Below are 26,035 nucleotides of genomic sequence, written 5' to 3'. Positions count from 1 at the left end.
TCTTCGCTACGCTCAGAATGACAATTCTTTTTAAAATAAGTTTAAATGACAAATAACACATCTCATCAAATGCTCAGTCAGGCTTTCCCTTTCTCAAAAAAGGGTCAGAATGCAGTTGCCTTGATTTTTGTCATCATACTTTTATCTATTCTCTCATCCTGCAAACCTGATAATGTTCAGGACGGCTCAAAACCAAAGTATTACGACATCGCCGGATATTTTAAAGCTGAGATCGCCAAACAACGCAAGCTTAATCACCCTACCTTAAAATCAGTAACGCACAATGGCAGTACTGAAACTAAAAAGGTACACATTGATGACTGGGCACTGGAATTAGCTTTGTTCGTCCAGTCGGACATTAACAAACCGGCCTGGCGAGATAGTTATTCGGTTCAATCAGGCATTGATGGTTCCATAGTTTACACCGCTAAGGAGCCAGAGCTGCGAACCCGCGAGATTGTCATTACGCGTAATAAAAACAACAGCATTAAGTGGATCATGATTTTTAACGAAAGCAAGAACAGGCTGTATCAAACAGACGAAACGCTGACCTACAGGCCCGACTCGCTTTATACTATAAAAAAGCAACAACATGTTAGCTTTTTGGGCACTAACAACTATTTTATTAAAGGCAGTCTGAATTAGTGGTGACCTAACACCGTTGAGAGCTTTTCTTTACATTCATCTATCAGTACAATAATGTCCTGACGACCTCTGTCAGAGTCCAGCACTTTCTGAAAATCGGCTATGGCAGCTTTTAATGAATTGATTCCACGGGCTTTGTCATAAAGCCTCATGTTTTGCTGCAAACGAAAAAAACCGTATTCTTTATAAGCTACTCCCCTGTTTAGGTAAAAAGATGTCATCCGGGCTTCGGCGGGGTTAATGGAGATAGCTTTAGTTAAATCAATAATAGACCCCAGAAAGTACTTTTCTTTTTCCGTTGGGACCTGTGAATCTAAACCTAAATGGCACTGAGCTTTAGCCCTATAATAATAAGCGTGTGCGTCGGCCGGCTCAATGGCAATTTCTTTTGTAAAAGCTGCTATAGATTTTGCAAAGTTTTCGTTATGAAAATAAGAATAGCCCAGCATCCAAAGTGCACTGGCATCGGTTGAGTCAATAAGGCGACCTTTTTCCAACTGCGCTATGGCTACTTTAAAATTACCGTCGATATAAGCTTGCTGGCCTAAACGGGTATAAGCGTTCTGTGCGGCTGCACGCTCAACAGTCGAAAAAACCAGAATGGAAAATAAGACTGATAACCTCATCAAAAGTTTAAAATTAAACGAATTGTACACTATTAACTGTCTAACCTTAAAATTATTATGAACTAATAACAATTTAATTTTCAATTGTGGTGTTTTGTAAAAAACCTTCAGCCATAAGACTATGACTTTTTTTCATCTTTACCAATAATTTTATCAATAATTATTAAAAACCATTTAAATTTGTAACCACCAAATTACCAGTGGAATACCTGTCGGTGTTAGTGGTTATGTTTATATTGCCTTAACTTGGCATAGGTCTTGAAACATAACATCAGGCATTTAAAAGCCGTTATTTAAGCAATGTTCAGCAGCCCGATAATATCGTAACCTGACAACATGGCGTTTATTTTAAAAAGTGTATTAATGAGTTTTGACCCGTTTGATTTTAAGAGTGCGATGCCGGTTATAAATGAAGATTCGGAGTTTTTCCCTTTGATGTCGTCTGAAGACGAGGAAGAGATGAATAATGAAGAAGTACCCGAGGTTTTGCCGATACTGCCATTGCGTAACACTGTGCTTTTTCCGGGTGTTGTAATTCCGATTACGGTAGGCCGCGACAAATCAATCAAATTAATACGCGATGCCAACAAAGGCAGCCGCATGATTGGTGTAGTATCGCAAAAAGATGTAGCTATTGAAGATCCCGCATTCGATCAGTTAAATAAAGTGGGCACGGTAGCCCTTATCATTAAGATGCTGCAAATGCCCGACGGTAATACCACCGTTATTTTACAAGGCAAGAAGCGCTTCCGTCTAAAAGAAGAAGTTCAGACCGAGCCTTATCTAAAAGCGACCATCGACCCGTTTATTGAACTTAAAAAAGCGAAAGAAGATAAAGAATTCAAAGCGTTGATATCCTCAATAAAGGATATGGCTATGAATATTATACAGCTATCGCCAAACATCCCGAGCGAGGCAGGTATTGCAATTCGTAATATTGAAAGCACCTCGTTTTTGATGAACTTTATCTCGTCAAACATGAACGCCGACATGGCAGCCAAACAAAAATTGCTGGAGATTACCGACCGGGCCGAAATGGCCAATGCCGTATTACAGCATTTAACTATTGAGCTGCAATTGCTGGAGCTGAAAAATCAGATTCAAACCCGGGTGCGTGTAGATCTGGACAAGCAGCAACGCGACTATTTTCTGAACCAGCAGATCAAAACCATTCAGGAAGAACTGGGCGGCAACACTGCCGACATGGAAATTGAAAGTCTGCGCCAGCGTGCTGCCAAAAAGAAATGGGATGTTGAGGTAAAAAAACATTTCGACAAAGAAATTGAAAAGCTGGCGCGAACCAATCCGGCTGCCGCCGACTATTCAGTACAGATTAATTACCTTGAATTGTTGGTAGACCTGCCATGGAATGAATTTACCAAGGACAACTTCGACCTGAAACGTGCACAAAAAGTATTAGATAAAGACCACTTTGGGTTAGATAAGGTTAAGCAAAGGATAATTGAGTACCTGGCAGTACTTAAATTAAAGCATAACATGAAAGCACCTATCCTTTGTTTAGTCGGCCCCCCGGGAGTAGGTAAAACCTCATTAGGCAAATCAATAGCCAAGGCTTTAGGTCGTAAATATGTACGTATGGCGCTGGGTGGTATCCGTGATGAAGCCGAGATTCGCGGTCACCGTAAAACTTATATTGGCGCCATGCCCGGCCGTATTATCCAATCGATAAAAAAAGCCGGGGCGGCCAACCCGGTGTTCATCCTGGACGAGATTGATAAGGTGGGTAATGATTTTCGCGGAGACCCATCATCTGCGCTGCTTGAAGTTCTTGACCCTGAACAAAATGCCAATTTTTATGATCATTATGTAGAAATGGATTTTGACCTTTCAAACGTAATGTTCATCGCGACAGCAAACTCATTAAGCAGTATACAGCCTGCTTTGCTGGATCGTATGGAGATCATCGAGGTAAATGGCTATACCATTGAAGAAAAGGTCGAGATAGCTAAACAGCACCTGCTGCCCAAACAACGCGAAGCACATGGTCTGAGGCCTAAAGATATCATGCTGAAAGCCGACGTCATTGAAAAATTGATTGAGGATTATACGCGCGAATCGGGCGTACGCGGCTTGGAGAAAAAGATCGGTTCTGTAGTGCGGGGCACCGCTAAAAACATTGCGCTTGAAGAACCGTACAACACTACGGTAAGCAAGCTAGACGTCGAGAAAATACTGGGCGCGCCGATATTTGATAAAGACTTATACGAAGGCAACACGGTAGCCGGTGTGGTTACAGGCTTAGCCTGGACATCAGTTGGCGGTGATATTTTGTTTATTGAAGCCAGCTTAAGCCCAGGCAAGGGCCGGTTGACTTTAACAGGTAGCCTGGGCGATGTTATGAAAGAATCTGCGACCATCGCGTTAGCCTATTTGCGCGCCAATTCGGCCAAATTTGGTATTGATAACAGATTATTTGATCAATGGGATGTCCATGTGCACGTACCCGCTGGCGCTACACCTAAAGACGGTCCGTCGGCAGGTGTTACCATGCTCACTGCGCTGACATCAGCCTTCACACAACGCAAGGTAAAGCCTCACCTGGCTATGACTGGCGAGATCACCCTTCGGGGCCGTGTGTTGCCAGTTGGTGGTATCAAAGAAAAAATCCTGGCTGCTAAGCGTGCTAATATCAAAGAGATCATTCTTTGCAAGTCAAACCAGAAAGATATCCTTGAGATCAAAGAAAGCTACATTAAAGATTTACAATTTCACTACGTTACCGAAATGCGCGAAGTGATTGATTTGGCTTTACTCAATGAAAAAGTAAAAGACCCGCTAGATTTAACCGTAAAAGAAGATATTAAGCCCATTTTAAATTAACTTTAAAGGCCCGTTGAAATTAACGGGCCTTTATACTTTATCATAGTTATAACCTTAATGAGAAACCTGTACTTAACCTTGCTGCTGGTGATAACAGTAACTTGCACATTTGCACAAAATCATCAAAATGAGTTTGGTATACAAAGCGACAATGATTCTTACCTGGGTCAGGGCAGCGACCGGTACTACACCGACGGCTTATACCTTTATTTCAGACATGCACTGGATGTCAAGGCCAGCGACAAGCTAAAAAATAAAGTTTTGGGATTCGATTTAGGTCAGAAAATATTTAACCCGCAAAGTGGAGCTGTACCCTCTGCAAGTTACATCGACAGGCCATTTGCCGGTTATCTTTATGCAGGTGCCAGCATGAATTATCTATATAAAAACGAATCCAATTTTAAGATAGGCGTTCAATTAGGGGTTATCGGCCCGGCCTCGGGCGGCCAAACTGCGCAAACATGGGTTCACAACAACTTTGGTTTTTATGCCCCGAATGGCTGGCAATATCAAATCAAGAATAATGCAGTGGTTAATTTTTCAGGCGAGTACAACAGGCTTATTGCCAGGGATACTGCATTAGACCTTTCATTTGCGTCTTACGCAAATTTGGGTACGGGCTTTACCGGTGCAGGGGCCGGATTGTTGTTTCGTTTAGGAGTGTTTAACCAGTTGTTTAATTCGGCCAGTACACAAAGCTCTGTCATTGCCGATAATAGCATAGTGACCCCTAATAAGCACGAATTCTTTTTATATTATAAGCCCATGGCGAACGTAATTGCTTATGATGCCACTATCCAGGGCGGTTTATTCAATAAAAAGGATGAAGCGGGTAGCTTAGAAGTTACTGCCGAACCGCAACGTTTTGTATTGAGCAACCACGTGGGCGTTACGTATGCAACTAAACGTTGGGTGATTGACGTGGCTGCCATATTCCATAGTAAAGACACCAAATATCAGCAATTGTCTGAAGCGTGGGGATCAGCGACACTGTACTACAAATTTGATTAGTACTCGAAGTAGCGTTTGCGGCTTTCTTTTTTTGCGCCCTGTTGTTTTTTATCGTCCAGGCGTTTGGCTTTGGCCTGCTTGCTGGGTTTGGTAGCCTTTCTGGGTTTTTGAACAATTAAAGCCCGTGTAAGTGTGTTGACCAAGCGATCAATAGCTTTAACTTTATTAAGATATTGGCTGCGTTCTTCGTCACAAACAATCTGTACAAAGCCATCTTTATTTAATCTGGCAGACAGTTTTTCTGTTAGGCGCTGCTTTTCGTCATCGGTAAACAAAACCGAGCCGGTTATAGAAAACAGCAGTTCAACTTTGCTGGAAACCTTATTTACATTTTGCCCGCCCTTTCCGCCGCTGCGTGACGTTTTATAAAAGACTTCGCGCTGCAGATCGTCTTTAGAAAAATTCATGGCTAAAGGTAATGAAGTTTGTGATTAGTGACAGCCATCAAATTTTAAACAGCCAAATTTTACTAACTTTGCTTACGATATGAGCAACAACATCGTAGTAGCTATCGACGGGTATTCGTCATGTGGTAAAAGCACACTGGCAAAGGCATTAGCCAAGAAACTCCATTTTATTTATGTTGATAGCGGTGCGATGTATCGTGCCGTCGCCTTATACTTCATTCGTAATAATGTCGATACTAAAAACCATGATCAGGTTGCCGGGGCGCTGAAAAACATCCATCTCAATTTTCATTCGCGCGATTATCAGACTCACATTACCTTAAATGACGAAGAAGTATCTGCCGAAATAAGACAAATGCCCGTATCTGACAAAGTGAGCGAGGTAGCTGCAATTAAAGAAGTACGTAAAGAAATGGTTCGCCAGCAACAGCGCATGGGCAAATCAAAAAATGTAGTAATGGATGGCCGCGACATTGGCACTGTGGTGTTTCCTCATGCACAGCTAAAGTTGTTCATGACTGCCGATCCGAAAGTACGTGCAGAACGTCGTTATAAAGAGCTGCAGTCAACCAATCCTGATATTACACTTGAAGATGTTTTTGAGAATTTGGCACACCGTGATTATGCAGATACAACCCGTGAAGAAAGCCCGTTAACACGAGCCGAGGACGCCATAGTGCTCGATAATACCAATCTTACCCCTGAACAGCAACTACAGCTGGCGGTAGACCTGGTTAAGCCTTTTGTTGATGGGCGAAATTCTTGAATTTAAACAACTGCTTCCTCTTCAAGCATTACTGTAGGCACGCCAAATTTATTCAGAAAGTCTACCCCTTCATCGCTCGGGATACCTTTGTATTTAGCGTACGACTTATTGTAATATACCTTTTTAATACCTGCCGAAAAGATCAATCGCGCGCAGGCTATGCACGGCGACAAGGTGGTATACAAAGTAGCGCCTTCCAATTTAGCACCGCTTTTTACGGCATATAAAATAGCGTTCTCTTCGGCATGCAAGGCCAGCGAGCAACTACCTTTTGAGTCGCGCGGGCAACCCTGCTCCGGCCACTCTTCATCACAGTTATGCGTCCCGGCAGGTGGGCCGTTGTAGCCGATTGAAATAATACGTGTATCCTGCGTTAAAACCGCCCCGACATGAGCTTTTACGCAATGTGAGCGTAAAGCCAGATCAGTAGCCAGTTTCATAAAGATATGATCGAAGGATGGTTTCATGTTGTTGTAGTCATTTGGTCATTAAGTCATTAGTCATTGGTATTAGTGGCTTCACTAATGACTCAATGACTAATGACTTAATGACTAATTATTAATGCCCACCGCTTTTTTCAACTTGTACGTGGTCTATATTGATTCCTTGTTTAATCAATTCAACACGCACCTTCCAGGCAAAGAACACGATATAGGCAAAGCCTAACACCGGAACTATATATGATTGATGGATGCCAATGGTATCGGCCATTAAGCCTTGTACCGGCGGAATAATCGATCCACCTAAGATCATCATGATCAGAAATGCAGACCCCTGACCGGTGTACTTGCCTAAACCTGTGATAGCCAACGAGAAAATTGATGGCCACATAATTGAGCAGCATAAACCACCGCTAATAAATGCAAACACTGCAACCGTACCGGTAGTAAATAAGCCAATCAGCATAAATATGATACCTAACACCCCCAAAGACACTAAAGTACGCACAGGCTTTTGGGCCCCGATATAAAAGGCGATAATCATTACAACAATGCTTATAGCATATTTGTACAGGCTGCTTACATCAGACCCGCTTGAGTGATTTACTAAAAGTATGATAGCAAATGCTGCAAACGGAACAACTAACGTCAAAATATTTTTGGCAGTTTTTGAAAAGTTAAAAGCCCCGATTGAACCAGTCCATCGGCCAATCATCAAACTACCCCAATAAAGCGAGATAAACGGAGACATCTGGCTCTCAGTAAAACCGCCAAAGGCCGGCGTTTTTAACAGCGCACCCAAATTACTTTGAATAGTTACTTCAGTACCAACATAAGTAAAAATAGCTATCATACCCAAAATCAATTGTGGATATTGCATTGCTCCCCAACCCTCTTTATTTCTTTGCGCCGACATTAATGAACCTACCAACGTAACTACGATAATGGCTAAAGCAGCATAAATGTAAGTGGCTTTTGAAATACCGGTAGCAGCAGCTAACTGATCTGCGACCAGTATCAAACAAAACGCCAGAAACATAATAAACAGCGGCGGCGTAGGTTTTTTACTGTTCTCTATTTTTTCGTCGCTGGTTACAACCGGAAGGTTAGCGAAATAAAAAAATACGGCGACGGCTAGAAACAGCCCTGCCAGTATATAATATAAAGTGTCTATTGATGATAGTTTCACATCGCTGGTTGACGCAGCGCCCTGGGCAGAGCCGAACAGAACCAAACTAACTACAATTGGCCCCAGCAAACCGCCGATGTTATTGATGGCCCCTGCAAAGTTAAGCCGGTTTGAACCTGTTTCTGGCGGACCGAGGGCAACCACAAACGGATTAGCTGCCGTTTGCTGCAGGGAAAATCCTAAAGCTATTATAAATAACGATCCTAAAATGAAAGCAAACGAGCCGGTTGCTACTGCAGGAATCATACATAAAGCGCCTACAGCCGATATAACCAATCCCCAAACAATACCATTTTTATAGCCCAGCTTATTTAATATATCAACTTTAGTAGCTTGCGAGGCGAAGTATAATATCAGCGAACCAATAAAATATCCGCCGTAAAATGTAAAGTCGATAAGTTGCGACTCAAATTGTGTTAAATGAAAATGCGATTTACAAAAAGGAATAAATATACCGTTTGAGGCCGCCAAAAAGCCCCAAAAAAAGAATACAGTTACCAGCGTATACAAAGCCGAACCATAACTTTTGGTGTTGTTTTCTTTCATTTTTATGTTAGTTGATTTGAAATTGGTTTTAAAGCACTAACATAACTATTTTTTGTAATTCTATCGTGTTAAATTAATAAACATACCATATTAAAGTTTCTTTGTATAAGCGAAAAAAACCGCATCTTCGCATACTTTAAACTGAACAAAGGTTACAGATTAATGATAGAAGCTGTTATTTCGGGTATTGGGATTGGCTTAGTGCTTACGTTTTTGACAGGCCCGGTATTTTTCGCATTGATTAAAACCAGTATTGAACGAGGTTTTCATGCCGGAGTTTTTCTAGCCTTGGGCGTAGTGTGCAGTGATGTTGTTTTTGTAGGCTCTATATTGTTCGGATCGCAATTTTTCGAAGTCACCAGTCAAACTAAAACTATAGCCGGCGTTGTTGGCAGCGTTATTTTGTTTGTTGTAGGTATACGATATATCATCAAGAAGCCTAAAGTAAACTACACCAACACACAGCCTACCGGCCTAAAGCGCACCGGTTATTTCCTGAAAGGTTTCCTGATGTGTATTTTTAACCCCACGCTGCTATTTCACTGGATAACTGTTATAGGTACCGCAAGCACCATCTACCGTAGCGACACGCACAATCGTTCGGCTAAAATTGCTATTATGTTTTTAACCATTCTGATTGTTCAGTTTGGGTTGGATACAACCAAGGCTTTTTATGCCAATAAACTACGCGATCGTATTTCTGAGAAATTCGTCCATCGTTTAAATGAGGTTGCAGGTGCCGCGCTCATTATTGCCTCGCTAATACTGGTGGACAAATTAGTGACACACTACGTTTTCTCGGCCCCATCAGCATAAATTGCTATCTTCGCCGTAGCCAGCCCCCTGGTTATCATCATGAAAAGTATTTTTAATGCCGATGACAATGCGGAATTAGTTGCCCGCGTAAATCAATTATGCCCCTATACCAAAGCACTATGGGGTAAAATGGATGTTGCTCAAATGATGACGCATTGTACAGCAGCCATGAATATTGCCTTTGGCCTGACTAAATGCCGCAGGCATTGGATAGGCGTTTTGTTTGGCAATATAGCCAAACGCCGCGTTTTGAAAACAAAAGATATGGACCACCATATACCGGCGTTTATCGCTATGCGTGTTGAACACTCCTGCAATTTTGAGGAAGCAAAAGAAAAATTTCTGCAGATCATCCGAACAGCCCTAGAAAAAGGTGAAGCAGGATTGGTAAAATTCCCTCACCCATATTTTCATAAATTCAAGGCGGGCGAATGGTGCCAGCTTAACTGGAAACACCTGGATCACCATTTAAGGCAGTTTGGGGTGTAAGTGCAACTAAGCGAAAAGCTTAAAGACCAAAGCTGTCTTTAGTAAAAAAGGCGAAAGTTGATAACCTTCGCCTTTGTAATTTCGCTTTCAGTTAAATCACATATAAGCTCTTTGATTCTTTCCTTCCATCCAGTTAACAAAGGCACGGTTTACAACCTTGTTACCACCCGGGGTCGGGAAATCGCCCGAAAAATACCAGTCGCCTAAATGATCAGGGCAAGCTTTGTGCAGATTGTCCAGCGTTTGATAAATCACCTTAACCTCGGCTTTGATGTCTTTTGGTGTGATGATCTGGGCAATGCGGTCAGATATCTGCTGATCGGTAAAAGGTTCGTAAATAGCTTTTACGTGGTTAATTACGTTTTCTTTAGGTAAGCTTGCACTTAGTTTACACAGGTTGTACACGTCGGCAATAATATTTTCTTTGCCTTGCTCCTTCAGCAAGCTCACAGCGGCTTCAAAAGCTACAAACTCGCCCATGCGCGACATATCAATCCCGTAACAATCGGGATAACGTATCTGCGGAGCAGACGACACGATCACAACCTTTTTAGGCCCTAATCTGTCTAATATTTTCAGGATACTTTGTTTTAATGTAGTACCACGAACAATTGAATCGTCCAATACCACCAGGGTGTCGGTATCTTTCTTGATCAGGCCGTAAGTGGTGTCGTAAACGTGAGCCACCATCTCGGTACGGTCGGCATCCTGCGTAATAAAAGTACGCAGCTTTACGTCTTTAATAGCAATCTTCTCCACCCGTGGCGCCATGCTCAGCACCTCGGTCAGCTCTTCTTCGCTTATTTTGTCTTCGCGATTTAATAAACGATCGCGTTGATACTGTTTGATGTATTTATGCACCCCCTCAACCATGCCGTAAAATGCTACTTCGGCTGTGTTTGGGATATAAGAAAATACGGTATTCTTGATATCATGACCCACAGCATCTAATATCTGCGGACACAACAGGCGTCCCAACTGCTTGCGCTCACGGTAGATAGATGAATCGCTACCCCTTGAAAAATAAATACGCTCAAATGAGCATGATTTCTTCTCTTTCGGTTCGCTAAACATATCTTCAGATATCTTGCCGTCTTTTTTGATAATCAGCGCATGACCGGGTTGTATTTCTTTAATTTCCTCTAACGGAACGTTGAAAGCGGTTTGAATTGCAGGGCGCTCAGACGCGGCCACCACAATTTCGTCATTACGGTAATAAAACGCCGGGCGTATACCGGCAGGGTCGCGCATAATAAAGGCGTCGCCATGGCCCAGCATACCGGCAATAGTATAGCCACCGTCCCAGTTACGGGCCGATTTATGCAGAATCTTGGCTACGTCCATGTCGCGGGCAATCAGCTTACTTATCTCAGCATTATCATTCAAGCCTTCGCGTTTGTACTGATCAAACAAGCCTTGCACCTCTGTGTCGATAAAGTGGCCCATTTTCTCCAATACCGTAACCGTATCGGCTTTCTCTTTCGGGTGCTGACCTAAGTCGTACAGTTGCTGCAGCAGTTCGTCAACATTGGTCATGTTAAAGTTACCGGCTATCACCAGGTTACGGGTCATCCAATTATTTTGACGCAGAAAAGGGTGGCAGCTTTCAATACTGTTTTTGCCATGGGTACCATAACGTAAATGGCCCAATAACACTTCGCCGGTAAAGCTTACGTGCTCTTTGAGCCATTCAGTATCAGCCATTTTCTCCGGCGATTCCTTCTGTATGTCGGCAAACTTCTTCTGTATGTATTCAAAGATGTCGGCAACAGCATTTGAGGCCATCGAACGGTGTCGGCTAATGTAGCGCTTACCCGGCTCAATATCTAATTTAATGGTAGCAACGCCGGCGCCATCCTGGCCACGGTTATGTTGTTTTTCCATTAAAAGATACAGCTTATTGAGTCCGTACAGCGCAGTGCCATACTTTTTTTGATAATAAGATAGTGGCTTTAAAAGGCGGATAAATGCCACACCGCACTCGTGTTTAATCTGATCGCTCATGATTGATTATGGAGCAGCAAATTTAAACTTTTAAACCGTACAATAGGCAGGCTAATTGTCATTATATCGTATTAAATATTAACAAGATTTAAACATAGTGCTAGGACAGTGTTAAGCAAAAAAGGCGACCGCCGGCCGCCTTCCAAATTATGGTCTATAGATTGTTTAGAGATTGCTGATTATAATTTTTCGCCATGTTGGCTGATATCCAGACCTATAACCTCGTCCTCTGCTGATACGCGCAGCGGAGAGATCATGTCGGTGATCTTTAGTAATAATAATGATCCGAAGAAAGCGAAAATAGATACCAATACCAGAGCCAACAACTGAACCACAAACAGATGATGTTCGCCAAAGAACAAACCGTTGCCTGTAGTATTGCCGGGATTAACATTTTTATGCGCAAACACACCGGTAAGCAACATACCTACCATACCGCCAACGCCGTGGCAAGGGAACACGTCCAAAGTGTCGTCAATTGAAGTACCGGTACGCCACTCAACCACCAGGTTGCTGATCACTGCCGATATAATACCGATGGCTAATGAGTGCGGGATAGAAACGAAACCCGCGGCAGGCGTAATAGCTACCAAACCAACTACAGCGCCAATACAGGTACCCATGGCCGATGGTTTCTTACCGCGCAGCATGTCAAAAAATATCCAGGTTAAACCTGCCGCTGCCGACGCGCTGGTGCTCGTAGCCAAAGCCGTAACTGCAAGATGATTGGCACCAAAGGCCGAACCGGCGTTAAAACCGAACCAGCCAAACCATAGTAAGCCGGTACCTATTAATACATAAGTAATACGTGCGGGTGAATGGCTTACCTCATTACGTTTCTTTAAATATAAGGCCGATGCCAAAGCCGCCCAACCTGCAGACATATGTACCACGGTACCGCCCGCAAAGTCAAGCACGCCCATTTTAGCTAACAAGCCATCCGGGTGCCAGGTTGCGTGGGCCAATGGTGAGAATATAAAGATGCTGAACAGACAAAGGAAGATAATGTACGAATTGAAACGTATACGCTCGGCAAAGGCCCCGGTGATCAGCGCCGGCGTAATAATGGCAAATTTTAACTGGTACATGGCAAACAACAACAAGGGAATGGTTGGTGCCGATGGCCAGGTTGAATCGCCCAGCATACCCTTCATCATAAAATAGGTTGAAGGATTACCAATTATACCATGAAAGCTATCGCCAAAGGCTAAACTAAACCCGAAAATACCCCACATTACCGTGATAATTACCATACAGATCACGCTTTGCAGCATGGTTGATATCACATTCTTTTTGTTAACCATGCCGCCGTAAAAGAAAGCCAATCCCGGCGTCATAATCAAAACCAATGCGGTCGACATTAGCATCCAGGCAATATCACCGGTATTATAATGACTGGCTCCGGTGTTTTTAAACTCTACCGATGGAAAAATAAACGTTAATACAAGAATAGCTACGATAAGTAAAAACGGAAAATAGCGCTTCATAAAAATTTAGTGCGATAATTATTAAAAACGCCTAAAATTATGATTTAAATCATATAAAACTTATAATTTATCAAAAATTATTTAAAAATCAACGCTAAATATGCGATTTTTATAAAAATCAAATTTAAAAACCATAAAAAAGCTGCAATACCATTAAATGCAGAATAAAAATTAACAAAATGATAAATTAAAGTAAAATGGGTGTTGATTAGAGCGCAAACCCTGTAAAACTAAAGCAGAAATGAATATAAAAAAGGGCAAGAAATGATTACGATAAAAAACTGCCCAGCCAATTTGGGAAAATGCCTAATGCCAACAAAGCAACAGCTATGATAATAGCAGCAGTTAATAAATTAGATGGCCGGGGAGTAGGTTTGGCAATCTCAGTACGCTTTAAAAAAAGATACAGTGGTATTTTAATATAATAAAATAGCGAAACGACGGTAGTTATGGCCCCCGTTATGGTTAAAAGCAGTAGCCAATGGTTATGATTTACGGTGTAGGCGCCATAAACAGCAGAGAAAACAAATAATTTACCAGAAAAACCTGCACTGACGGGCAAACCGGTCAATGAAATCAGGATAATAACGAACGCTATTGATGCCGCAGGATATTTTAAACCTAAACCCTTATAACTTTCTATATCTTCTGACTGAGTGATACCTGTAAAATAGGATACCAGCATAAGTGCACCAATATTGGCCAGCATATAAACCGCGAGGTAAAAATCAAGCGCTTTAATGCCCTCGGCATTAAAGGTAACTATGGCCATTAAAGCAAAACCAGTGTGCCCAATACTTGAGTAAGCCAGTAATCGTTTTACATTTTTCTGCATAACGGCGGCAAAGTTGCCGGCTATCATGGTAATGATGCCGATAACAGATATAAACAGCCCAAAGTTAAAGGTTTTCCAAGCCGGCTCTATAATAAATGGCGTAAGGATATTGATAAGCAAACCAAAGCCTGCCACTTTTGGCAAAGTTGAAAGGAATGCCGTGATTGGCGTTGATGCGCCCTCATAAACATCAGGAACCCAGAAGTGGATAGGTACAAATGATAGTTTGAAACCCACACCTACCAGTACCAATACCACGGCAAAAGCTGCGGCTGCTTTATTAATATTCAACAGGCCCGGCATAAAATTGGCGTCAAACAAACCGAGAGAACCGGTAAAGCCATATAGTAAGGATATACCATACAGCATTACCGCCGATGCAGCAGCGCCAAACAATACGTATTTTAATCCGGCCTCGGCTGTAAAGGCATTTTCTGAACGATAAGCAACCAGCAAATATGACGCTATAGATACCATCTCAATGGCAAGGTATATTGATAAGAGGTTAGCCGCCAAAGTCATCAAATGCAAACCAAAGATGGCTGCAATAGAGATAGAATACAGATCAGAAAGTTTCTTTGGGTGCGATTTAAGCTGTTCGTCCCAACCAAAATAAAGTAAAAGGATAAATGCGCCAACATCAATAATAAATCGCAATATCACAGAGAGCTCTGTTTCAAGCAGCATTCGGCCAAAAGCCAACCGGCCCTGCCCCCCTAATAAGGCAACCAGTTTATAATCCTGAAACAGTACAAATAAAATACCGGCTGTAGCTACAATCCGGCAAAGGTTTTCAGAGTTACGGCCAAAAAGCAAGTCAGTAATTAATACTACCAAAAATAAAAGCGACAGCCAGATTTCAGGGCCGATATATTTCAAATCGGCCAGGATACTGCTTAATTGCGCGCTTATATCGGGTACCAACATATTTATTTAGTTAGATGTAAAAGTTGCACCACAGCCAATACCGAGTCGTTCACCTTATCAAACACCAGTGATGGCATTATACCCAAAATGAGTACCACCAGCGACAAAGGTACCAGGGTAATTATTTCGCGGGCGTTCAAATCAGTTAAAGCTACTTTCCAGACATCTCCGCCTTTTAGCGATACCGAGCCAAAGAACATGCGTTGTAAAGTCCACAAGAAATAGCAGGCACTTAACAGTATGCCTGCTGCACCCGCAACTGATAACCAATAGGGCAGCAAACCATTAACCGTTGGCGATTTAAATGCGCCTGCCAATGAGAATGCCTCGGCTATGAATGCCGAGAAACCGGGCAAACCTAATGACGCAAAAAAAGCGATCATGACAAACAACGTGTATTTAGGCATTAATGAACCCAGGCCACGGAAATTATAAACATCGCGATCGTGCACGCGGTTATAAACCACCCCAACAAGGAAGAAAAGCATGGTTGAAAGGAAGCCATGGCTTACCATTTGGAAGGTGGCTCCACTTAAACCTTCGGGTGTCTGAGAGGCTATCCCCAATAAAACAAAACCCATTTGTGATACCGATGAGTAGGCGATAACCTTTTTCAGGTCGCGCTGCGCTAAAGCGTTTAACGCGCCGTATATAATAGATATGACACCTAATAATCCCAGCCAAAATGCCCCATGAGTAGCAACCTCCGGGAATATGCTTACGCAGATACGAATAATACCGTAACCGCCAATCTTCAATAAAATAGCTGCCAGTATGATAGATACCGGTGTAGGCGCCTCAACGTGTGCATCGGGCAGCCAGGTATGAAGGGGCACTACCGGCACTTTTATCGCGAAAGCAACAAACAATACAATAAAGCCTAAAGTACGGGCCGGTATTCCCAGTAAGGTATAATGGTTAACAATGGAGAAGATGCTGTTGGCCCCATAATTCGCAGGGTTCATCATATACACCATATTAAAGGTATGCGTACCGGTTGATGGGTCTGACACAGACAGGTACAAGCCTATCATCACCAGTAACATAAATACCGAACCAAATAGCGTATACAGGAAAAACTTGATAGCGGCATACTCGCGCCTTACCCCACCCCACATACCAATCAGGAAGTAAAGCGGCAGCAACATCAGTTCGTAGAAGATGTAGAACAGGAAGAAATCCAGCGAGCAGAACACGCCCATTACTGCCATATCCAATATCAGAAACAAAATAAAGAAACCTTTCAGGTTACTTTTAATCTCCCACGATGCCAGGGCTGCGATAACCATTACCAATGATGACATCAAGAGCAGCATGATCGATATACCGTCGACACCGACAAAATAATCCATCTGCATACGGCCCATGTTGCCTAAATTCAGGTTTATCCAGGGTAATTTCTGTACAAACTGAAACTGGCTCTCATTAGCTACTCCGGCAAAACCGGCACCGGTTTTAAAGTTCAGGTACAGGCAAATGCTCAAACCCAGCTGCACCAGCGTAGCCACAAGCGTAATGTACTTAAAGCTATTGCGCATGGTTGACGGCAGCAAGGATATAATAAGGCCAAACAGCAGCGGTATAAATATGAGTAGCGTAAGTTGGTTCATTTTATGATCAATGTATCAAATAGTCAAATAAATAATAAGCGCCAGTACCAATACCAGCATACTGAATAAATAGTACTGCACTTTACCCCCCTGAAACCGGCGGATAAAATTACCGGTTATCTGCACAAAAATGGTAAGTACACGCGATATCCCATCCACTATATGATAATCAAACCAGGCAGTAACTTTTGCCAGACTGACAGTGACATTCGATAAACCGTCGATAAATCCATCGATAACTGTACGGTCGACCCATGCCATAGCTTTGCTAAGGCTCAGGACGAGATTTACAACAACACGATTGTAAAATTTATCGATATACCATTCGCGATATGACAGATGAAACAAAAAGCCGGTTTGCTTAAACGGCATTTGTTTGCGGCCTGAATAAACCGACCATGACCAGTAGATCACAAACAGGCTCAATATATTTACCCCTACAGGGATAATGGTATGATAGATATTTACGCGTTCTAAGTGGATGGAACCGAACCCGGCAAAGATCCAGGCATGCTCATAAATAAACGGGTTCAATGAAAACAGCGGGAATAACGAGGCCAAACCCAAAAAAATCAGCGGAACACGATATTGCCAGTTGCCATCGCCAATGTGATATTGTACATGCGGATGAAACTGCTCCAGCCTGAAATGGCCGAAGAATACTTTGGCAATTAACCGGGCCACATAAAAACCGGTTAACCAGGTAGCAACGATAGCACCTATGGGTATTAACCTGAACAAAGGGCCTTTGCTGTCAGACCAATCTACCGCCTGTACCAAAATACCGTCTTTAGATAAAAACCCCGATGTAAGTGGCAAACCAATAAGCGCCAAACCGGCAACGGCAGCAACCAGGAAAGTAACCGGCAGCTTTTTGCGCAGGCCACCCATGTACAGAATATTTTGAGGGTCGATGTCCAGATTGTTGTCTTGTTTGATATGCTGCATCTCGTGAATAACTACGCCAGTTACCAAAAACAACGCACATTTAAAAAAGGCGTGCGTAACTAAATGAAATAATGACGAGGCATATGCGCCAATACCCATCGCCATCACCATAAAGCCTAATTGCGATATGGTTGAATAAGCCAGGATACGTTTCAGATCGTTTTGTGTTAAGGCAATGGTTGCAGCCATAAAAGCCGTAAAGCAACCTACGATAGCCAGTATATCCAACTCACCGGTAGTAAACATCGGGTAAACCCGGCCCAGTAAGAACACACCTGCTGCAACCATAGTAGCGGCATGGATCAAAGCGGATACAGAGGTAGGGCCCTCCATAGCGTCGGGCAGCCAGGTATGCAGCGGAAACTGCGCCGATTTGGCCGCGACGCCCAGCAGTATACCTACAAAAGCCACATATTGCCAAACAGCGGGTAGACTACCTGCGGGCCCAACCCATTGCCCGTTTTGAATAGTTGATTGGCTGATCAGTCCATCAGTACCAAAAAGCTGTACAATATCAAAAGTATGGTATTGTGCAAACAGGGTCATGATAGCTGTCAGTAAACCGATATCTCCTATTCTGTTCATCAGGAAAGCTTTCTTATTAGCTTGAACTGCCTTTTCTTTGGTAAACCAGAAACCGATAAGCAGGTATGACGAAAAACCCACCAACTCCCAAAAGCCATATAACAGCACCATGCTATCAGCCAATACCAGCGCCAGCATACTAAAACAAAACAGACTCAGGTAAATGAAGTAACGATCATAATTTTCGTCGTGTTTCATGTAGGCCGTCGAGTAAATATGCACCGGCAAGGCGATGAGGCACACCAACATCAGCAAAATGACTGACAGATTATTAAGCAATAATCCGGCATGCAGTTGCGTAGCCCCAATGGTAAACCACAACTGCTGAACATGTATCTGATGTACATTCCAGGTTTTGCTGAACACTATAATTGACAAAACAGCCGCCACCAAAATAGCCGCCGTAGAAATAACACCCGAAGCCTTATTACGCTTACCAGGCAGGCAACAATTTACCAGGCAGGCAAAAAGCGGCAATAATACCGTTGCTACAGCAAAGTAAATAGTTGACAGATCATGGTATGGTAATGATGTTCTCAAATCAATTAGTACAGGTTAATCCTTCAATTTATTAACCTTATCCGGGTCAATAGTCCGGTATTTTTTATAAACGTTTAATATAATAGCCAGCGCTACAGCAGTGGTAGCAGCTGCCAGCACAATAGCAAACAGTGCGAAAACATTGCCGCCATTATTTATTTTGTCATACTTACCAAAAGCCACCAGATTTAAAATTGCGGCATTAAGCATCAGCTCAATGCCTATTAAAACCTGGATAGCATTGCTTTTAGTGATGATCATGTATAAACCAATGCAAAACAGCGTAGCGCTAACAATAAGGAAGTCGGTTAGTGATATCATAGCAGCCCGCGCTCCTTTCTGGCCAAATGGGCGGCACCTACCAGCGCCATCAGCAATAATATCGAAATGGCTTCAAATGGCAATAAATATCGGGTCATCAAGTTTATGCCAATATTTTCGACGGTTGAATCGTTAATCTGCAATTGTGGTAATTTATCCTGGCTTGCCTGTATCCATGGTAAACGGCTGATATCAACTTTTAAAATTATATTGATGATCACTATAAAAAACAAAACTGCTAACAATAACGCTGGTAGCTTTTTAACCGTGATGAATTTACTTTCGCGCTGTTGAAGCAGTTCCAGGTTTTCTTTGCCCGACAGCATAAACGCAAACAAGATCAACACCAATACGCCACCCACGTAGATGACAATTTGTGTCACAGCTACAAAATCGGCCGTAGATAAAACATATAATCCGGCCAAACCAAACAACGTAATAAAAAACATAAATATCGAGCGCACCAGGTTCTTGCTACCAGCTACAAATAATGCCGAGCCTATAACTACAGCCGCCAAAATATAAAACATTACCTGTACTAAACTCATGCGTCGCCCTCCTTTTTGTTCAAAGCAGCAAACTTAGCCGCCTGGCGCTCGGCCAGTTGGTTCTCTAATAACCGGCGTTTCTCGGCCGCCATTTCCGGCGACATGTCTGAGAACTCATAATTCAGGTCTTTTAGCTCGAAAACAGTACGGTCATACTGGTTGGTCATAATAATGCACTCGGTTGGGCAAACAATAGTACACAAGCCGCAATACATACATTTAGCCATGTCGATATCAAACCGGGCGGCATAGATACGTTTGGTAGTGCCGTCTGAGGTTTGGCCAATAGGTTCGGTAGCTTTGATAGAATCGATAGTTATACAATCAACCGGGCAAATTTTGGCGCACAGATCACATACCACACAATCATCCATCATCACATCCAACTGATAACGGCCTACTTCAGGAACCGGTAATTTTTGATGCGGATATTGAATAGTATTGGTGGTATTATCCAATTGTTTGAAATAGTTATTATCAGTGATGGGCACCACTTGTCTCTTCGAGTTACCCGAAAACACATGCTTTAAAGTAAGCGAAAGCCCCTTTAGCGCAGTAGTCAATCCGTTTAATTTAGTTAATCTCACTGATCTGTTTTTTTTTCACCGATTTTTCTAATCACTATTTCACATTACCCACAACCGCCATATGCCTGATATTAGCATGCATATAAACGCCAGCGGAGTTAGTACTTTCCAGCATAAATTCATCAACTGGTCAACACGTAAGCGGGGCAATGTCCAGCGTATCCACATTTGCACGCCAATCAGTCCAAATGTTTTCAGCACTATCCAAAAAATACCGAAACCCGTTCCGGTCGTCCAGTCGGCCAGGCGAACTGCCCCTATATTTGGCAGTGGTGTGTTCCAGGCTCCCAGAAATAATATTACCCCAACCATCGACACTAAAAACATCATGGCATACTCGGCTAAAAATACCAGCGCGAATTGCAAAGCGGTAAATTCAGTATGAAAACCGGCAACTAATTCTGATTCGGCTTCGGGAATATCAAACGGGGCACGATTACTCTCGGCCAATGAAGCGATGAAATAAATTACAAAAGCAATTATTAAATGTGGCGCCCTGAAAATATTCCACGATAAAAATCCACCGGTTGAAGACACATCCCAGAAACCCAGGAATTTTGTTTTTTCGTGCGATAGGATGCCCTGTTGCACAGCAATGGTTTGAAGATCTAAACTTTGCGCTATCATCACAACGGCTATCAGCGCAAAGCCGGCGGGAATTTCGTACGAAATAATCTGCGCGGCCGAACGCATGGCGCCCAAAATTGAATATTTATTATTTGAGCCCCATCCGGCCATCAATATGCCTAAAGTCTCGATAGAGATGATAGCCAAAACATAATAAATGCCGATGTTGATTTTAGCCGGGATAAGATCAGGCGCCCAGGGTAACGCAGCAAAACCCAGGTAAACCGCAACGAAGATAATAAGCGGAGCCATTAAAAACAGCACTTTATCGGCGGCCGCCGGCACAATGATTTCCTTTTGAATAAGCTTCAGAATATCGGCAACGGTTTGAAGCAATCCAAATTTACCAACCTCAGTTGGGCCCAACCTATCCTGAATAAAGGCTGAAAGCTTGCGTTCGGCGTAAACACCAAACAGCGTAAATACGGCTACAAATACAAATAAGCCTATCGCTATAAGGAAATATGTAATATAAAAGTTCAACCGGTTTGCTTTAGCTGCAAACTTAATAAATTTTAGGGTGATTGAATTGATTAGATTGTATAAAGTTGACCAATTTAGTAGTATTTTATTAAAAAGGAATTGCAAATTACATAAGCCCTATTTACAGCTAAACTCAGTAACCGATACAAATGACGATTTAACCGGCGCCGAAAAGAACCGTGACGCGTGATGATCAAAGTCGGCAGTATCATCAGTGGTGGTATAAAATTCGCGCGTGCCGGTTTTGCTGAGCTGCTGCTCCAGCTCAGGGTGGCGCTGCAGGTAATCAACTAAACTTTTGGCTACTATATCGCCTTGCGCTATAACATTAACGTGTTGCGGCAAATGCGCCTTTATTTTGTCCTGCAATAAGGGATAGTGTGTACAAGCCAGTAATATGGTATCAATATTGGTTGATTGCGCCATCAGTTCGCCCAGGTATTCTTGTATAAAATAATCAGATCCCGGCTTTTCATATTCGCCGCTTTCAACCAAAGGCACCCATAAGGGGCATGCTTGCTGGTAAACTTTTAATTCGGGAAAGAATTTTTGTATCTCTATAAGATAAGACTCTGACTTAACCGTACCTACAGTACCAAGCACACCAATCTCTTTGGTTTTTGAGTATTTGCCTATAACCTCGGCCGTCGGCCGGATAACGCCTAAAACCCGTTTAGACGGATCAAGCCCTTGCATATCCTTTTGCTGAATAGTACGCAGCGCTTTGGCTGAAGCTGTATTACAAGCCAGGATAATTAACGGGCAACCTTGCTGAAACAGCCATTGTACACATTCCCAGGTGTATTGGTGAATAGTATTGAACGAGCGATTGCCATAGGGCGCACGGCTGTTATCGCCCAGATAAATATAGTCATAAGCAGGCAACTGCTCGGCTATCGAGCGAAAGACGGTCAAACCGCCAATTCCTGAATCAAAAATACCTATAGGTGTCTTACCGGGCATAATTTACTTTAAAATTAATCAAAAATAAAAAAAGCGCCCCTTAATTGGAGACGCCTTTTTGTAAAGTTAAATATCGTCAATTACTTACCAACTGCAGTTGAGGTAGCAGCGATACCTAATTTAGCTTTAACAGCAGGTAATAAATCATCAGCCGGCGGAGCAACAATGAAAGTAGTAGTTGACGAATCAACCACGTAAGTGTAACCTTTTTCTTTAGCTACTTCAGTAATTGCTGCTTTAGCTTTATCAAGCAAAGGTTTCATCAACTCTTCGCCTTTTTGAGCTACTTTTTGCTGAGCATCATTTTGATAGTTGTTGGCACGAGTATTCAAATCATTTAGCTCAGCTTGTTTAGCGGTTTTTTGAGCGTCAGTCATTGTAGCCTGGTTTTTTTGGTAATCAGCGCCTTTAGTTTGAAGCTCGTTGCTTAAGTTTTGCAAAACGTCAACAAAGGTCTTTTTATAAGCGTCTACCTGGGTAGTTACAGTTTTGTACTCAGGCATGTTCGGGATCAAATCATTAGTGTTGATATAGCCGATTTTTTGCGCATTGGCAAAGCTGCTCATCGATACCATACAAACTACCACTAAAGCAACTTTAATTAATTTTTTCATTGTCTTTGTTCTGTGTGTTTTTAATTTATTTTGCGATTATATATATAAAAATCTTATTTAGCAAATACGCCGGGCTTTAATCCTAAACGGGTTATCACCTCAGCACTTTTATCATAACGGGGATTTGCGTATAACATTATCACCTCGCTGTTTTTATCAAATATCATATCCAGGTTTTCGGCTTCGGCAACGGCCTGCACTGCTTTGGCAACCCGGTCTTGTATCGGTTTCATTACCGCGCTGCTTTTGGTTTCCAATTCGCCGCCGGGGCCAAATTTCTGACGTTGAAAATCTTTAGCCGCCTTTTCTTTAGTAACCACTTCATCCTCTCTCCTTTTCTTCATCTCAGGTGTCATTAAAACCTGGTCGGCCTGGTAAGCCTTGTACAACCGGTCAATCTCCTGAAAACGGCTGTCTACCTCTTTTTGCCATTGGTCTGACAGCGCGCCCAACTGCTTCTGTGCTGATACATAATCAGGCATATGTTTCAGTATATAGTCAGAATCAACATAGGCAAAACGTTGCGCCAGCGCTGCTGTGAAACTTACAAACGTTAAAGCCAGTACTAAAATTACCTTCTTCATTTAATTTTTTTCCTTAGTTAAAACCACCGCTTAAGCTTTGCGATATTGAGAAACTAAATTGTCCTTTGTTAGCAGTAGGTATACCCGGGATAGGGTCAAAACCATAACCATAATCCAAGCCAAGCAAACCAAAAATAGGTAAAAATATTCTGGCGCCAACACCTACCGATCTTCTGACGTTGTAAGGGTTAAATTGTGAGAAATGATCCCACACGTTACCACCCTCGGCAAAAGCCAGTGCAAATATGGTAGCCGATGTGCTGGTAATAACCGGGTGACGAATTTCGAAGGTTAACTTATCGTAAATAGCTGCGCCCGGGTTATTATTGGCGGTATAGTTTGAACCAACCGGCACAATAGAGAAGTTTTCATAACCACGCAAACCCACAATATCGCTACCCTGTAAAAACTGGTAGCTTTGCATACCGTCGCCGCCTAATTTAAAGCGCTCAAACGGCGAACCCGGAACCACTGAGTTGTATTCGCCCAACCAGCCAAAGCGGGTTTGGGTCAATAAGGTAAATTTGCCTGCCAGGTGGATAAACCATTGTGCGTCAAACTTCACCTTATAATATTCAACAAAATGATACAATTGCTCTTGTGTTGGTGGCAATTTGTAATTGATGTTGTTAAATAATGAATAAGGCGGTGTGCCCTGCAGGGTGAACCTGATGTTTGAACCACCTGTAGGGAATATCGGCGAACCTTCCAGCGAGTTACGTGTAAGCTCTTGCGTTAACTTAATATTGTATGAAGTACCGTTTGAGAACAGATACCCCGGATAGTTATCCAGATTATAGTGATCAAAGTTTAACGAGTAGTTTAACTGGAACCTATTATCAGGCCATTTTAAACGTTTACCCAATGTTACACCAATACCGTTTATACGCAGGTTGTTATAATTAGGGTCTGTTTTAGCATAATACTGACCGGTTGAACTTAACTGGGTATATGCAGTTACAGAGAAGAAAATAGGGCGCTTACCGCCTAACCATGGCTCAGAGAAAGTAAATGAGTAGTTTTGATAGCTACGACCGCTTGACTGGCCTCTAATACTTAGTTTCTCACCATCGCCTTTAGGTAGCGGTTTGTAATCTTTAAGGTGAAAAATGTTTTTGATGGCGAAGTTATTAAAGGTTAAACCCAGTGTACCCACAAATTGGCCACCACCAAAACCGCCCGAAAGCTCCACCTGGTCTGAAGGTTTTTCAACTACATTATATACCAAATCAACCGTACCGTCCTGAGGGTTGTAATTAACCGGACGTGGTTCAGTTTTCTGATCGTCAAAGTTTCCTAACTGACCAATGATACGGGTACTTTCAATCAAAGCTGCTTTATTAAATTTTTGGCCGGGTAACGTTTGCAGCTCACGCAATACCACTTTATCATTGGTAACATCGTTACCTTTAACAGTTACACGGTTAATGGTGTATTGCGGACCTTCGTAAATGCGGATATCCAGATCAACGGTATCGTGAGCAATACTGGTTTGTACCGGATCTGAGCTGTAGGTCAGATAACCGTCGTTAAGATACAACGATGCAATATCATCACCCTGAGGCCCGCCGCCGCTCAGGCGTTTGCCTAAAAGATCCTCGCTAAATACATCGCCTTTTTTAATACGTAATACCTGATTAAGCTGTGCATCAGTAAACTTAGCATTGCCAGACCACTTAATTTTACCAAAGTAATATTTAGGGCCTTCGTAAACTTTCAGTTTTACGTCGACAGTTTGATAATCATGCTTGGTTACGGTATCGCTTATCAAAGCAGCATCCCGATAACCTTCTGCCTGCATTTTTTCAACCAGGTTTTGTTTATCCTCAATGTATTTATCTTCTTTAAATTTCTTTGAACCAAACAGGTTATACCATTTACGTTTACGGGTTTTTGACAAATAATGACGCAGCTTGGCTTCTGAAAAAGCTTTATTGCCCTCAAAGGTTACGTCGTTAATCATTACTTTTTTGCCCTTGTCAACCGTTACATCCAGTATCAAACTGTTCGGATCGCCCGGGTCGGGCCGTTGTTTAATATCAACGGTTGTGTTTAAAAATCCCTTTTCGTTAAAAAAGCGTTTTATAACGTCAGTAGTATGTTTCTTTAAATTGGTATTAACTACCTTACCCTTGTCATCAAGTTTTTTGTTGATGTCTTCAACCTCGCCCTTGTGTAAGCCCAGCAGGCGCAATCTTGATAAACGCGGAAGCTCCTTTACAGCAATTTCCAGATAAACGGTGTCATAGTTTAGTTTAGTAACATACATCTGCACGTCGTCAAATAAATTTTCTTTGTACAGGTTTTTAATTACTGTTGCCGATGCTTCGCCCGGTAATAATATTTTATCGCCTTTATTAATCTTAGCAATTTGCGACAGCACGTCCTTATCCAAGTGTACTGTACCGGTAATATTTATCCCGCCAATAACATATTCCTTAGGGTTTAAATAATTCAATGTATCAGACGTCGACACGCGGAAAGCCGACTGTTGAGGCCTGACCTGCGCAATTACAGCGGTACTTATAACAGAGAAAAGAATTGCAAAAAGAAATTTATTCATTCGTATATTTTAGTGCGCTAAAAATAGTTTATA

Annotated in this window: 23 protein-coding genes; 6 read left to right on the top strand and 17 right to left on the bottom strand. The window is 42.4% G+C overall.

Features of this window, described 5'->3' with window-relative positions; all coding sequences use genetic code 11:
- Nucleotides 1-45 precede the first annotated feature (45 nt).
- Nucleotides 46-645 carry a hypothetical protein gene (locus tag ACFS5N_RS15845; RefSeq protein WP_377187694.1) on the top strand — a complete coding sequence of 200 codons (600 nt, stop codon included), beginning with the start codon at nucleotides 46-48 and terminating at the stop codon, nucleotides 643-645.
- On the opposite strand, the gene ACFS5N_RS15840 is transcribed toward ACFS5N_RS15845, so the two are convergent.
- Complete coding sequence (locus tag ACFS5N_RS15840; RefSeq protein ID WP_377187691.1) at nucleotides 642-1,271, bottom strand: tetratricopeptide repeat protein; 630 nt, start codon at nucleotides 1,269-1,271, stop codon at nucleotides 642-644. The genes ACFS5N_RS15845 and ACFS5N_RS15840 overlap by 4 nt on opposite strands.
- A 336-nt stretch (nucleotides 1,272-1,607) precedes the next feature.
- Between ACFS5N_RS15840 and lon the strand changes: the two genes are divergently transcribed.
- Nucleotides 1,608-4,112, top strand: a complete 2,505-nt coding sequence (gene lon, locus ACFS5N_RS15835) for an endopeptidase La (protein ID WP_377187689.1) — start codon at nucleotides 1,608-1,610, stop codon at nucleotides 4,110-4,112.
- 57 nt (nucleotides 4,113-4,169) lie between these two features.
- The gene (locus ACFS5N_RS15830; RefSeq protein ID WP_377187686.1) at nucleotides 4,170-5,123 is read left to right on the top strand and encodes a lipid A deacylase LpxR family protein; all 954 of its coding nucleotides are present in this window, start codon (nucleotides 4,170-4,172) and stop codon (nucleotides 5,121-5,123) included.
- Here ACFS5N_RS15830 and arfB read toward each other — a convergent pair.
- Entirely contained in the window at nucleotides 5,120-5,530 is a 411-nt protein-coding gene (gene arfB / locus ACFS5N_RS15825; protein WP_377187683.1) for an alternative ribosome rescue aminoacyl-tRNA hydrolase ArfB, read from the bottom strand. The two genes, ACFS5N_RS15830 and arfB, sit on opposite strands and share 4 nt — an antisense overlap.
- A gap of 79 nt (nucleotides 5,531-5,609) precedes the next feature.
- Between arfB and cmk the strand changes: the two genes are divergently transcribed.
- Entirely contained in the window at nucleotides 5,610-6,296 is a 687-nt protein-coding gene (cmk, locus tag ACFS5N_RS15820; protein ID WP_377187680.1) for a (d)CMP kinase, read from the top strand.
- 2 nt (nucleotides 6,297-6,298) lie between these two features.
- Here the strand turns inward: cmk and ACFS5N_RS15815 are convergent, their stop codons facing one another.
- Nucleotides 6,299-6,763: a deoxycytidylate deaminase gene (locus ACFS5N_RS15815; RefSeq protein ID WP_377187677.1), complete on the bottom strand. Its 465-nt coding sequence runs from the start codon at nucleotides 6,761-6,763 to the stop codon at nucleotides 6,299-6,301.
- Nucleotides 6,764-6,854: 91 nt separating this feature from the next.
- The gene (locus tag ACFS5N_RS15810) at nucleotides 6,855-8,471 is read right to left on the bottom strand and encodes an MFS transporter (RefSeq protein WP_377187674.1); all 1,617 of its coding nucleotides are present in this window, start codon (nucleotides 8,469-8,471) and stop codon (nucleotides 6,855-6,857) included.
- Between the two features lie 162 nt (nucleotides 8,472-8,633).
- Here ACFS5N_RS15810 and ACFS5N_RS15805 point away from each other — a divergent pair, with 162 nt between their 5' ends.
- Together ACFS5N_RS15805 and ACFS5N_RS15800 are read left to right on the top strand one after the other, a co-directional pair.
- On the top strand, nucleotides 8,634-9,287 hold the full coding sequence (locus ACFS5N_RS15805) for a LysE family translocator (protein ID WP_377187671.1): 654 nt from the start codon (nucleotides 8,634-8,636) through the stop codon (nucleotides 9,285-9,287).
- A gap of 39 nt (nucleotides 9,288-9,326) precedes the next feature.
- Nucleotides 9,327-9,776 (top strand): DUF1569 domain-containing protein, encoded by a 450-nt coding sequence (locus ACFS5N_RS15800; protein ID WP_377187668.1) that lies wholly within the window; start codon nucleotides 9,327-9,329, stop codon nucleotides 9,774-9,776.
- Between the two features lie 96 nt (nucleotides 9,777-9,872).
- On the opposite strand, the gene ACFS5N_RS15795 is transcribed toward ACFS5N_RS15800, so the two are convergent.
- The 13 genes from ACFS5N_RS15795 to bamA all read right to left on the bottom strand — a co-directional run bounded on the left by ACFS5N_RS15795 (nucleotide 9,873) and on the right by bamA (nucleotide 26,002).
- Nucleotides 9,873-11,780 carry an amidophosphoribosyltransferase gene (locus ACFS5N_RS15795; RefSeq protein WP_377187665.1) on the bottom strand — a complete coding sequence of 636 codons (1,908 nt, stop codon included), beginning with the start codon at nucleotides 11,778-11,780 and terminating at the stop codon, nucleotides 9,873-9,875.
- 179 nt (nucleotides 11,781-11,959) lie between these two features.
- The gene (locus tag ACFS5N_RS15790; protein ID WP_377187662.1) at nucleotides 11,960-13,267 is read right to left on the bottom strand and encodes an ammonium transporter; all 1,308 of its coding nucleotides are present in this window, start codon (nucleotides 13,265-13,267) and stop codon (nucleotides 11,960-11,962) included.
- Between the two features lie 268 nt (nucleotides 13,268-13,535).
- Nucleotides 13,536-15,029, bottom strand: coding sequence for an NADH-quinone oxidoreductase subunit N (locus ACFS5N_RS15785; protein ID WP_377187659.1), 1,494 nt, complete (start codon nucleotides 15,027-15,029; stop codon nucleotides 13,536-13,538).
- A gap of 2 nt (nucleotides 15,030-15,031) precedes the next feature.
- Entirely contained in the window at nucleotides 15,032-16,639 is a 1,608-nt protein-coding gene (locus tag ACFS5N_RS15780; protein WP_377187656.1) for a complex I subunit 4 family protein, read from the bottom strand.
- A 15-nt stretch (nucleotides 16,640-16,654) separates the two neighbouring features.
- Nucleotides 16,655-18,712: an NADH-quinone oxidoreductase subunit 5 family protein gene (locus ACFS5N_RS15775; RefSeq protein ID WP_377187653.1), complete on the bottom strand. Its 2,058-nt coding sequence runs from the start codon at nucleotides 18,710-18,712 to the stop codon at nucleotides 16,655-16,657.
- Between the two features lie 15 nt (nucleotides 18,713-18,727).
- Nucleotides 18,728-19,033 carry an NADH-quinone oxidoreductase subunit NuoK gene (nuoK, locus tag ACFS5N_RS15770; RefSeq protein WP_377187650.1) on the bottom strand — a complete coding sequence of 102 codons (306 nt, stop codon included), beginning with the start codon at nucleotides 19,031-19,033 and terminating at the stop codon, nucleotides 18,728-18,730.
- On the bottom strand, nucleotides 19,030-19,581 hold the full coding sequence (locus ACFS5N_RS15765) for an NADH-quinone oxidoreductase subunit J family protein (protein ID WP_377187647.1): 552 nt from the start codon (nucleotides 19,579-19,581) through the stop codon (nucleotides 19,030-19,032). The genes nuoK and ACFS5N_RS15765 overlap by 4 nt, the downstream gene beginning before the upstream one ends.
- Nucleotides 19,578-20,168 (bottom strand): 4Fe-4S binding protein, encoded by a 591-nt coding sequence (locus ACFS5N_RS15760; RefSeq protein ID WP_377187645.1) that lies wholly within the window; start codon nucleotides 20,166-20,168, stop codon nucleotides 19,578-19,580. The genes ACFS5N_RS15765 and ACFS5N_RS15760 overlap by 4 nt, the downstream gene beginning before the upstream one ends.
- A 39-nt stretch (nucleotides 20,169-20,207) precedes the next feature.
- Complete coding sequence (gene nuoH, locus ACFS5N_RS15755) at nucleotides 20,208-21,278, bottom strand: NADH-quinone oxidoreductase subunit NuoH (RefSeq protein ID WP_377187642.1); 1,071 nt, start codon at nucleotides 21,276-21,278, stop codon at nucleotides 20,208-20,210.
- 117 nt (nucleotides 21,279-21,395) lie between these two features.
- Nucleotides 21,396-22,241: a glutamate racemase gene (gene murI, locus ACFS5N_RS15750; RefSeq protein ID WP_377187640.1), complete on the bottom strand. Its 846-nt coding sequence runs from the start codon at nucleotides 22,239-22,241 to the stop codon at nucleotides 21,396-21,398.
- A gap of 80 nt (nucleotides 22,242-22,321) precedes the next feature.
- The gene (locus tag ACFS5N_RS15745; RefSeq protein ID WP_377187637.1) at nucleotides 22,322-22,855 is read right to left on the bottom strand and encodes an OmpH family outer membrane protein; all 534 of its coding nucleotides are present in this window, start codon (nucleotides 22,853-22,855) and stop codon (nucleotides 22,322-22,324) included.
- A gap of 53 nt (nucleotides 22,856-22,908) precedes the next feature.
- Complete coding sequence (locus ACFS5N_RS15740; protein WP_377187634.1) at nucleotides 22,909-23,439, bottom strand: OmpH family outer membrane protein; 531 nt, start codon at nucleotides 23,437-23,439, stop codon at nucleotides 22,909-22,911.
- Nucleotides 23,440-23,452: 13 nt separating this feature from the next.
- Entirely contained in the window at nucleotides 23,453-26,002 is a 2,550-nt protein-coding gene (gene bamA, locus ACFS5N_RS15735) for an outer membrane protein assembly factor BamA (protein ID WP_377187631.1), read from the bottom strand.
- Nucleotides 26,003-26,035: the final 33 nt, after the last annotated feature.

This window comes from Mucilaginibacter ximonensis, from assembly GCF_042686265.1.
In the GTDB taxonomy this organism is placed as follows: Bacteria; Bacteroidota; Bacteroidia; order Sphingobacteriales; family Sphingobacteriaceae; genus Mucilaginibacter; species Mucilaginibacter ximonensis.
Note: the sequence above shows the minus strand (reverse complement) of the source record. Positions and strands in the feature narration are given on the sequence as shown.

What these genes read in the sequence shown, in the direction of transcription:
- ACFS5N_RS15745 (WP_377187637.1), bottom strand. Translation starts at nt 22,855, where the DNA reads ATGAAAAAATTAATTAAAGTTGCTTTAGTGGTAGTTTGTATGGTATCG.
- cmk (WP_377187680.1), top strand. Translation starts at nt 5,610, where the DNA reads ATGAGCAACAACATCGTAGTAGCTATCGACGGGTATTCGTCATGTGGT.
- ACFS5N_RS15830 (WP_377187686.1), top strand. Translation starts at nt 4,170, where the DNA reads ATGAGAAACCTGTACTTAACCTTGCTGCTGGTGATAACAGTAACTTGC.
- ACFS5N_RS15810 (WP_377187674.1), bottom strand. Translation starts at nt 8,471, where the DNA reads ATGAAAGAAAACAACACCAAAAGTTATGGTTCGGCTTTGTATACGCTG.
- bamA (WP_377187631.1), bottom strand. Translation starts at nt 26,002, where the DNA reads ATGAATAAATTTCTTTTTGCAATTCTTTTCTCTGTTATAAGTACCGCT.
- murI (WP_377187640.1), bottom strand. Translation starts at nt 22,241, where the DNA reads ATGCCCGGTAAGACACCTATAGGTATTTTTGATTCAGGAATTGGCGGT.
- ACFS5N_RS15815 (WP_377187677.1), bottom strand. Translation starts at nt 6,763, where the DNA reads ATGAAACCATCCTTCGATCATATCTTTATGAAACTGGCTACTGATCTG.
- ACFS5N_RS15845 (WP_377187694.1), top strand. Translation starts at nt 46, where the DNA reads ATGACAAATAACACATCTCATCAAATGCTCAGTCAGGCTTTCCCTTTC.
- ACFS5N_RS15795 (WP_377187665.1), bottom strand. Translation starts at nt 11,780, where the DNA reads ATGAGCGATCAGATTAAACACGAGTGCGGTGTGGCATTTATCCGCCTT.
- ACFS5N_RS15740 (WP_377187634.1), bottom strand. Translation starts at nt 23,439, where the DNA reads ATGAAGAAGGTAATTTTAGTACTGGCTTTAACGTTTGTAAGTTTCACA.
- ACFS5N_RS15765 (WP_377187647.1), bottom strand. Translation starts at nt 19,581, where the DNA reads ATGAGTTTAGTACAGGTAATGTTTTATATTTTGGCGGCTGTAGTTATA.
- ACFS5N_RS15805 (WP_377187671.1), top strand. Translation starts at nt 8,634, where the DNA reads ATGATAGAAGCTGTTATTTCGGGTATTGGGATTGGCTTAGTGCTTACG.
- ACFS5N_RS15785 (WP_377187659.1), bottom strand. Translation starts at nt 15,029, where the DNA reads ATGTTGGTACCCGATATAAGCGCGCAATTAAGCAGTATCCTGGCCGAT.
- arfB (WP_377187683.1), bottom strand. Translation starts at nt 5,530, where the DNA reads ATGAATTTTTCTAAAGACGATCTGCAGCGCGAAGTCTTTTATAAAACG.
- lon (WP_377187689.1), top strand. Translation starts at nt 1,608, where the DNA reads ATGGCGTTTATTTTAAAAAGTGTATTAATGAGTTTTGACCCGTTTGAT.
- ACFS5N_RS15800 (WP_377187668.1), top strand. Translation starts at nt 9,327, where the DNA reads ATGAAAAGTATTTTTAATGCCGATGACAATGCGGAATTAGTTGCCCGC.
- ACFS5N_RS15790 (WP_377187662.1), bottom strand. Translation starts at nt 13,267, where the DNA reads ATGAAGCGCTATTTTCCGTTTTTACTTATCGTAGCTATTCTTGTATTA.
- nuoK (WP_377187650.1), bottom strand. Translation starts at nt 19,033, where the DNA reads ATGATATCACTAACCGACTTCCTTATTGTTAGCGCTACGCTGTTTTGC.
- ACFS5N_RS15840 (WP_377187691.1), bottom strand. Translation starts at nt 1,271, where the DNA reads ATGAGGTTATCAGTCTTATTTTCCATTCTGGTTTTTTCGACTGTTGAG.
- ACFS5N_RS15780 (WP_377187656.1), bottom strand. Translation starts at nt 16,639, where the DNA reads ATGAACCAACTTACGCTACTCATATTTATACCGCTGCTGTTTGGCCTT.